Source organism: Halanaerobium saccharolyticum, assembly GCF_003259895.1.
Taxonomy (GTDB): Bacteria; Bacillota; Halanaerobiia; order Halanaerobiales; family Halanaerobiaceae; genus Halanaerobium; species Halanaerobium saccharolyticum_A.
The window spans coordinates 1-8,903 of the sequence record NZ_QLME01000042.1 but is presented as its reverse complement, the minus strand read 5'-3'; the positions used below and the strand labels follow the sequence as shown (position 1 = coordinate 8,903).

The 8,903-nt window shown below is 35.8% G+C and carries 8 protein-coding genes; all 8 read left to right on the top strand.

Annotated features, from left to right (window positions below):
* Positions 1-129: 129 nt before the first annotated feature.
* The 8 genes from hflK (at position 130) to pepT (ending at position 8,561) form a co-directional block, all read left to right on the top strand.
* Positions 130-1,173 (top strand): FtsH protease activity modulator HflK, encoded by a 1,044-nt coding sequence (gene hflK / locus C7958_RS15175; protein ID WP_111573512.1) that lies wholly within the window; start codon positions 130-132, stop codon positions 1,171-1,173.
* Positions 1,170-2,027: a protease modulator HflC gene (hflC, locus tag C7958_RS15170; RefSeq protein ID WP_111573511.1), complete on the top strand. Its 858-nt coding sequence runs from the start codon at positions 1,170-1,172 to the stop codon at positions 2,025-2,027. The genes hflK and hflC overlap by 4 nt, the downstream gene beginning before the upstream one ends.
* 110 nt (positions 2,028-2,137) lie before the next feature.
* Positions 2,138-2,578 carry a deoxycytidylate deaminase gene (locus tag C7958_RS15165; protein WP_111573513.1) on the top strand — a complete coding sequence of 147 codons (441 nt, stop codon included), beginning with the start codon at positions 2,138-2,140 and terminating at the stop codon, positions 2,576-2,578.
* 26 nt (positions 2,579-2,604) lie between these two features.
* Entirely contained in the window at positions 2,605-3,657 is a 1,053-nt protein-coding gene (locus C7958_RS15160) for a branched-chain amino acid aminotransferase (RefSeq protein ID WP_258394150.1), read from the top strand.
* 190 nt (positions 3,658-3,847) lie between these two features.
* Positions 3,848-4,342: a phosphatidylglycerophosphatase A family protein gene (locus C7958_RS15155; RefSeq protein ID WP_111573509.1), complete on the top strand. Its 495-nt coding sequence runs from the start codon at positions 3,848-3,850 to the stop codon at positions 4,340-4,342.
* Between the two features lies 1 nt (position 4,343).
* Positions 4,344-6,299 (top strand): thioredoxin domain-containing protein, encoded by a 1,956-nt coding sequence (locus tag C7958_RS15150; RefSeq protein WP_111573508.1) that lies wholly within the window; start codon positions 4,344-4,346, stop codon positions 6,297-6,299.
* A gap of 66 nt (positions 6,300-6,365) precedes the next feature.
* A complete protein-coding gene (locus C7958_RS15145) occupies positions 6,366-7,211 on the top strand; it encodes an alpha/beta hydrolase (protein WP_111573507.1) in 846 nt (281 codons plus the stop codon).
* Positions 7,212-7,346: 135 nt separating this feature from the next.
* On the top strand, positions 7,347-8,561 hold the full coding sequence (pepT, locus tag C7958_RS15140) for a peptidase T (RefSeq protein WP_111573506.1): 1,215 nt from the start codon (positions 7,347-7,349) through the stop codon (positions 8,559-8,561).
* The last annotated feature ends 342 nt before the right edge of the window (positions 8,562-8,903 follow it).

The following is an 8,903-nucleotide window of genomic DNA, read 5'->3' as shown; positions in this document are numbered from 1 at the left end:
CTAACTATATTATACCATATCTTAAGGAGGAAGTCACCAAAAATTTATGTCGAGAGCCCTGTTATTTCGGGCCTTAGACATTATACAAACGACTAAATAGAGTTTAAAAGTAAGGAGGCAGGTTTAGAAATGAATAAAGATCTAAATAATAATAATCTTAAAAAAAGCTCAGATAAAAATGATTTAAAAGAGCAGCTTAATAGTATTAAATCATTTATGCGGAAATATCTGAGTGGAATAAATATCTGGATAATTGTAATTGTAGTTATCACTCTCTGGGCTGCTCAGGGATTACACACAATTGATGAACCAGAAGTCGGCTTGGTCAAAAGGTTTGGTAAACATGTGCGGACAGTGGGACCGGGATTGCATTATCACATTCCAGCACCAGTAGAAACGGTGATACCTGTGGATGTTAAGTCGGTCAGAAAAATAGAGGTAGGATATGAAACAATATCACCTCCACCAGATCCAAAATATAGATCGAATAAAGAAGAAGCACTGATGCTGACAGCTGATAATAATATTGTACATATTGAATTTGCAGTACAGTATAAAATTCAGAATGCTGAAAACTATGCCTTTAATGTCATAGATGCCAGGACTTTGCTCAAAGAAATGGCTGAGGCAGTAATGAGAGAAGAGATAGCTAAAACTAACTTTGAAGATATTATAACTACTTCCAGAGGTGAGATAGCACAGAGTGTTCACACAAGTCTGCAGAAGCTTGTAAACAGCTATGATACTGGAATGATGGTGGAAAATGTAAAGTTACAGGATGCAAATCCACCTCAACCGGTAACTGCGGCTTTTGATGATGTGAATAGTGCTAAGGAAAATAAAGAAAATTATATTAATCAGGCCAATGCCTATGCCAATGAAGTAATACCTCAGGCAGAAGGAAAAGCTGCCCATGTAATCAATAAAGCTGAAGCTTATAAACAGGAAAAAGTTGCTCGAGCCGAAGGTGACGTGGCTAAGTTTAAAAATGTTTTAACTGAATATAAGATGGGAAGTAAAGATGTCACCAGAACCAGGCTTTATATTGAAGCTATCGAAGGTATTTTACCAAATACAGAAAAAATAATACTTCCTAAAAATAAAGAAGGAAGTTCTGTTTTGAAATTATTAGATTTAAATAAATTGAGAAATACCGGAGGTCAGAGCAAATGAAAAAATTACTAACTTTTTTACTGTTAATTTTAGTTATCGTGCTGGCTTATAACTTCTTTACTTTTACTGTTGATGAAACAAAGACAGCAGTTGTTAAACAGTTTGGTGAAGTAGTAAAGATTTCTAAAGAACCGGGGCTCCATTTTAAAATGCCCTTTGTTCAAAATGTTATCTATCTTGAAGATAGAATTTTATCCTATGATATAGAACCACGAAAACTGATTACCTCTGATAAAAAACATCTGCTGGTTAATAACTATGCACTCTGGAAGATTGATGATCCACTAAAATTTGTGCAGACAATGAGTGGACAGCGGACACTTGCTCAGACCAGAATTGATGATATTGTTTATTCCAATCTTCGCAATAAACTGGCTTCAGAGACTTTTGATAATATAGTCTCTGAAAAAAGAATTGGATATCTCAATTCAATAACTGAAGAGAGCAGGAAACAGTTAAAAGATTATGGAATTCACTTAATAGATGTAAAAATTAAAAGAGCGGATTTACCTGAGGCTAACGAAGAAGTAGTCTATGAAAGAATGTCTTCAGAAAGAAAACAGAGAGCTAAACAAATAAGAGCTCAGGGACAGAGAGAATCTGAGATTATTAAGGCTGAAGCTGATAAAGAAGCTGAAATAATTGGTGCTCAGGCTGAAAAGAAAGCTCAGGAACTCAGGGGACAGGGTGATGCTAAAGCACTGCAGGTTTATAGTAATGTCTACAGTCAGGATACTGAATTCTATAAATTCTGGCGCAGTCTCCAGTCATATAAGAATTCTCTTAAAGAAAAAACTACCATCATTCTTTCCGAGGATATGGAGTATCTAAAATATTTAAATCCTGCAAATTAAAGAGAATATATTAATATTTTATCGGCCCTTCTCTTTTTGAGGAGGGCTTTTAAATTATAATTAAAAATGTTATGATTAGTTCAATATCATTTAATATGGGAGTGGTTAATTTGGAGAGACCGGACTGGGATCAATATTTTATGGATATGGCAGATCTGGCTGCTACCAGGGCCAGCTGTCTGAGGCGAAAAGTTGGAGCAGTATTAGTAAAAAATAAGAAAGTTCTGGCTACAGGATATAATGGAGCTCCTAAAGATATTTCTCATTGTGAAGTTACCGGATGTCTGCGGGAAGAGATGAAGGTTCCAAGTGGTGAAAGACATGAAATCTGCAGGGGGGTTCACGCTGAACAAAATTTGGTTGCCCAGGCTGCATTTCACGGGGTAAAGACAGAAGGTTCAACAGTTTACTGTACTCACCAGCCCTGTATAATCTGCACTAAAATTTTAATCAATGCTGGTGTTGATAAAATATATTTTAAAAATGCTTATTCTGATGAATTTGCTGAAAAAATGCTGGAGGAGTCAAAAATTGAGCTTTTAAAATACTGAGAGATTTTAATGTTTTTAAAAATCATATATCTAGTAGGGGGGAGCTAAAAAAAATGAGCAAAAAAGATTTAGACTGGGAAAACCTTGGTTTTGAATATCATGAGACGGATAAGAGGTACATAGCAAATTATAAAAATGGTGAGTGGGGAGAAGGAAAATTGATTTCTGATCCCAATGTAGTGATCAATGAGAGTGCAGCAGTCTTACAGTACTGTCAGCAGGTTTTTGAAGGCTTAAAGGCCTATACCACTAAAGATGGGAGTGTAGTAACTTTTAGACCTGATTTAAATGCGAAACGGATGCTGAATTCGGCAGAGGGGTTACAGATGCCTCCTTTTCCTGAAGAAAGGTTTCTGGAAGCAGTTGATCAGGTAGTAAAAGCAAATCTGGACTGGGTGCCGCCATATGGTACAGGGGCTTCTCTTTATCTGCGTCCCTTTATTTTTGGAACTAAAGATGTGATTGCCATTAAACCTGCAGAAGAGTTTCAATTTAGACTTTATGCAACTCCAGTTGGACCTTACTTTAAAGGAGGAGTAAATCCGCTTATCCTGAGAGTCAGCAAATATGATCGGGCAGCTCCTCGTGGTACAGGTCAGCTTAAGGCGGGACTAAATTATGCCATGAGTTTAAATACTACTGTAGAAGCTCATGAAGAAGGATATGACGAAAATCTATTTTTAGATGCTGCCACCAGAACCTATGTTGAAGAAAGTGGTGGAGCCAATATCATTTTTATTACAGAAGATAAGGAGCTGGTGACACCAAAATCAAGCTCAATTTTGCCTTCAATAACTAAAAGGTCTATTCTCTATCTGGCTGAAAATTATCTTGATTTAAAGGTTACCGAAAGACCGGTAAAACTGGAGGAAGTTAAGGACTTTGCAGAAGCCGGCCTCTGTGGTACAGCAGCTGTAATTTCTCCTGTGGGTAAAATAGTTAATGGAGATCAGGAGATTATTTTTCCCAGTGGAATGGATGCTATGGGCCCAATAATCAAGAAATTATATGAAACCCTGACTCAGATGCAGCTGGGTGTTTTAGAAGCTCCTGCTGGCTGGATCAGAAAGATTAAATAATGAACTTAAAGAATAAATAATTTTTATAAATTAAAACCCTTCTCAAATTTGATTTACAGTGAGAAGGGTTTTCTTTACTGGTAGTTATTTTAAATTGACCCAAGTTGTAAGCTGTAATTAAAAACTGTATAATGAGCTTAAAGAATTAATTTTAAAATTATTTTTAAAGATAAAATTAATTAGGAGTGTTATGATGAATGATTCAATGAAAGAATTATATGAGAAGTCAATTGAAGTTTTAAATGAGCGAGGAGTAACTCTTGAGGATATAGCAAAGCTGGTTAAAAAACTGCAGGAGCCATATGATCCTGATATTAAGCTAGAAGTCTGTTATGAACATGTTGATGCTGTTTTGAAAAAGCGGGAGGTTGCTCATGCAATATTAACCGGAGTTGCTCTGGATCAGCTGGCTGAGAAAAAAGAGCTGCCAGAACCGATACAGAGTATTATAGACACTGATGAGGGACTTTACGGAATTGATGAGATTATCCCACTTTCAATTGTTAATCTTTATGGAACAATTGGTTTGACCAGTTATGGGTTTTTAGACAAAGAAAAAATTGGGATAATTAAAGAACTTGATACAAAAAAAGATGGTAAGGTGAATACCTTTTTAGATGATCTTGTGGCCGGAATTGCTGCTGCAGCCGCCAGTCGTTATGCTCATGGGGACGGGAGTGAGTAAAATGGCATCATTAAATCATTTGAAAAAGGAAACAAGTCCTTATTTAAAACAGCATGCTGACAATCCTGTTGACTGGTATCCCTGGGCTGAAGAAGCTTTTATGGAAGCAGAAAGGCGGGATGTACCAATTTTTTTATCAATTGGTTATTCAACCTGCCACTGGTGTCATGTGATGGAAAGAGAATCGTTTACTGATCAGGAAACAGCTGAGATGATAAATAAGCATTTTGTAGCAGTAAAAGTTGATCGAGAAGAAAGACCGGATATTGATCAGGTTTACATGGATGTCTGCAGAGCGATGACCGGCAGTGGTGGCTGGCCGCTTAGTATTTTTATGACAGCTGACAAAAAGCCTTTTTATGCTGCTACCTATATTCCCAAAAAGGATAAATATAACCGGATGGGCCTTTTAAGTTTATTACCTGAAATTTATAATTTATGGATCAATGATAGAGAGCAGTTATTAAATCATTCAGAAAATGTAATCAATCACCTTCAAAAACAGCAAAATAGCGGTGGAGAGGAAATAGAACTTGAGCAAGAGATCGTTACTGATGCTTTAAATATTTTAAATAAGTCTTATGATGATAAATACGCTGGTTTTGGTAAAGAGCCTAAATTCCCAATGCCTCAGTATTTAATTTTTTTATTGGAACAGTGGCAGAAAAGTTCTGAAAAAGAATATTTAAAAATGACAGAAGAAAGTCTAGCTTCAATGCGGGCAGGCGGTCTATTTGACCAGCTGGGCGGAGGTTTTCACCGCTATTCAACTGATCGCAAATGGGAGCTGCCTCATTTTGAAAAAATGCTCTATGATCAGGCCTTACTAATCTACACTTATGCTCAGACCTATCAGATAACTAAAAAGGATATATATTTAGATACAATAAAGAAAACAGTCTCCTATCTAAAAAGAGAGATGCTGGACCAAAATGGGGTTTTTTATTCTGCCGAAGATGCAGATAGTGAAGGAGTTGAAGGTAAATTTTATTTCTGGAATAAAAAAGAAATAAAAAATCTGCTTTTCGAAGATGAATATCAGAAATTCCTGGAAGTATTTGAAGTTCAGAATCAAAGTGAAATCACTTTAAACCTCAAGCAGGCAGAATATTTTGCTGAAATACCTGAAATTAAGGCTAAATTTTTTGAGCAAAGAAAAAAGAGAGTCAGACCAGCAAAAGACAAAAAAATATTAACTGATTGGAATGGCTTAACTATTGCTGCTTTAGCAAAAGCTGGTTTTGTGACTGATAATCAGGAATATATTGTCTTAGCTGAAAAGGCTGCTGATTATATTTTGGAAAAAATGCGGGATGAAGAAGTAAATTTAGTTCACAGTTATCATCAGAGAAAATATTCAGAAGTTGATAATCTTAATGATTATGCATTTTTATTATGGGGACTTGTTGAGCTGTACCAGGCTACATTAAAAAATGAGTATTTAATTAAAGCAGAAAAAATAACAAAAACAATGATTTCTAGATTCTGGGACCAAAAAGCCGCCGGCTTTTATTTTACTGCAGAGGAGAATAATGAACTCTTTTTAAGGCAGAAAAAGACTGAAGACAGTGCAATTCCCTCTGCTAATTCAATTGCCTGTTACAATATGCTTAAGCTTTCTCATTTATTAGATAATGCTGAATTAAGGAAAAAAGCAGAAGAGATGCTTGCTTCTTTTTCTTCAGAGATAGCGGCCGCACCAGTCAATTATATATTTATGCTTTTAACCTACCATTATTTAGAAAATCCTTTTAAGGAGATAAATATCTACGGCAGTGCGGATGGGTCAAAGGTAGAAACACTCCTTTCTTATCTGCGTGATAATTATAGGCCCGATCTACTCTTGAAAGTTAATCAACCAGAAGGAGAAAAAGAAGAAAATAAGTTTTCACTCTGCCGCAATTTTGTCTGTGGAAAGAAAACTGCTAATTTAGATGATATAATTTCTGAACTGTAAAGGAACTTTCTTTTTAATCGCTAATATAATAATAGAGTTTAGAAAATAATATAGGGAGGTTTTATAATGCATAATACTGAATTTATTGAGACCTTTGATTCTCAGAAACTCTTTTTGCAGAGGGATCTGGTTGCTGATCCTAAAGCTGTTTTAATTATTGTTCATGGCTTAAATGAACATCAGGGCAGATATGATTACCTTGCCGGCAGATTAAATGGAGAAGGCTTTTCTGTTTACAGATTTGATAATCGGGGTCACGGCAGATCTGATGGGGCTCAGTCCTATATTGAAGATTTTAATACCTATTTAGATGATGCAGATACGGTTTTTGAGCTGGTTAAAAAAGAAAATCCTGAGCTGCCAATTTTTATGCTCGGTCACAGTATGGGTGGCTTTATCGCAGCTGGCTATGGTGTTAAATATCCTGATAAATTAAACGGACAAATTTTAAGTGCTGCTGCAACAAATGAGCTTGATGCTTTTAGTGAGTTAGAAGAGATGAGCCTTGAAGATAATTCTGAGATGAAGCTTCCCAATGAGCTGGGGAAATTTGTTTCCAGATCAGATTATGTAGTTGATGATTATGAAAAAGATCCCTATGTTTCAGAATTTACCACTTTAAAATTAATGAAAGTTGTTTTTATTGATGATGGTATACCCTGGCTGGTTGACAATCTTGATCAATATCAGTATCCTGTTTTAATTCTTCACGGTGAGGGTGATAAAATAGTTGATCCTAGCTGTTCAGAAAAATTCTATGATTTAATTGCTTCTAAGGATAAGGACTTAAAGACCTATCCTGAACTTTATCATGAGATATTAAATTCAGAAGAAAAAGAAACGGTGATCAATGATATTTTAGACTGGCTGGAGGAAAGGACAGATATCAGGATTGATTTAAAACCAGAATAATGGCCAGAATATACTACCGACTACTTAATTAAGTAGTCGGTTTTTTTAAATAGCTGAAGATAATTAAGCAGGAAATGAATGATCTTTAACGAAGAATTTATTTAAGAAATATAAACCAAAAAGGAGATGAAATAAATGGATAAAATAGTAGAAAGATTTAAAAGATACATAGCAGTAGATACCAAATCTGATTCAGATTCAGAAACTGTTCCCAGTACAAAGGGTCAGCTGGAGCTGGGAGAACTTTTAGTTGAAGAATTAAATGAACTGGGTCTTAAAAATGTAAAGCAGGATGAAAGTGGATATATTTATGCAGAGCTGCCTTCTAATATAGATAAGGAAGTTCCAACTATCGGCTTTATAGCTCACCTGGATACCAGTCCTGATTTAGATGGTAAAGTTACTAATCCGCAGATAGTAGATTATAAAGGTGGAGATATTAAATTAAATGATAACTATAGTCTGACCCCAGATGAGTTTCCAGTCTTAGAAAAATTAAAAGGAAAAACCCTGATTACCACAGATGGAACTACACTTCTGGGGGCTGATGATAAAGCAGGGATAGCTGAAATTCTAACTGCACTCGACTATATAATTTCAAATCCTGAAATCAAGCATGGATGTATTAAAGTCGGCTTTACACCCGATGAAGAAATTGGCAGAGGAGCAGACCATTTTGATGTAGAAACTTTTGCAGCTGATTTTGCTTATACTCTGGATGGAGGACCACTTGGTGAACTGCAGTATGAAAACTTTAATGCCGCCTCTGCTGACTTGAAAATTCAGGGTAAAAATGTTCATCCAGGTACAGCTAAAAATTTAATGGTCAATTCAATTAAGATAGCAATGGAACTAGATTCTATGCTGCCGACTGCAGAAGCACCTGAACATACAGAAGGTTATGAGGGCTTTTATCACTTAACTGATATCGAGGGAAGTGTGGATTATACTGAATTAAATTATATTATCAGAGATTTTTCTCAAAAAGAGTTCGAAAATAAGAAGGCCTTAATGCAGCAGGTAGTGGACTTTTTAAACGATAAGTACGGAGAGGTAATTGAACTAAAGCTGGAAGACAGTTATTATAACATGAAAGAGAAGGTAGAGCCTCATTTTGAGATAATTGAGCTTGCCAAAAAATCAATGGAAGAGCTGGGAATTAAAGCAGATATAAAGCCAATCAGAGGTGGAACAGATGGAGCCAGACTTTCCTATATGGGACTTCCAACTCCAAATTTATTTGCCGGTGGCTATAATTTTCACGGCCGGTTTGAATTTATCCCGGTGGAAAACATGAAAAGAGCTACTGAATTGATTGTTAAGATTGCAGAAAATGCTGCTCAGAAATAAGATCTTTTATAAGCTAACTGGGAATGTTTATCCAGGAGTATTTTTAAATACTTTTCTCATGACTATGATCACAGTAGCCAATACTACCTTATATCACGGCTTAGGATAAATAATTACTGTCAGCTTAAAATTGGTAGTTAGCTAAAAAAGATATAACAGCGATATACATGAAAAATAAATTTGAGTGTAGGGCTGTATGCTGAGTTTTGATCTGGCATACAGCTTCTTTTATGTTTGCCTGGCATGAATATTTGCTAGTCAGTGAAAGTCTGATGTGGGGGTTAATAGTACCAACCACTAGCTGAAGACAAGGGTGTCCATCGTGAGGTGGAATCTGAAGGA

Excerpts from the sequence above, each read along its gene's own strand:
- hflK (WP_111573512.1), top strand. The coding sequence starts at position 130 with ATGAATAAAGATCTAAATAATAATAATCTTAAAAAAAGCTCAGATAAA.
- hflC (WP_111573511.1), top strand. The coding sequence starts at position 1,170 with ATGAAAAAATTACTAACTTTTTTACTGTTAATTTTAGTTATCGTGCTG.
- C7958_RS15155 (WP_111573509.1), top strand. The coding sequence starts at position 3,848 with ATGATGAATGATTCAATGAAAGAATTATATGAGAAGTCAATTGAAGTT.
- C7958_RS15150 (WP_111573508.1), top strand. The coding sequence starts at position 4,344 with ATGGCATCATTAAATCATTTGAAAAAGGAAACAAGTCCTTATTTAAAA.
- C7958_RS15145 (WP_111573507.1), top strand. The coding sequence starts at position 6,366 with ATGCATAATACTGAATTTATTGAGACCTTTGATTCTCAGAAACTCTTT.
- pepT (WP_111573506.1), top strand. The coding sequence starts at position 7,347 with ATGGATAAAATAGTAGAAAGATTTAAAAGATACATAGCAGTAGATACC.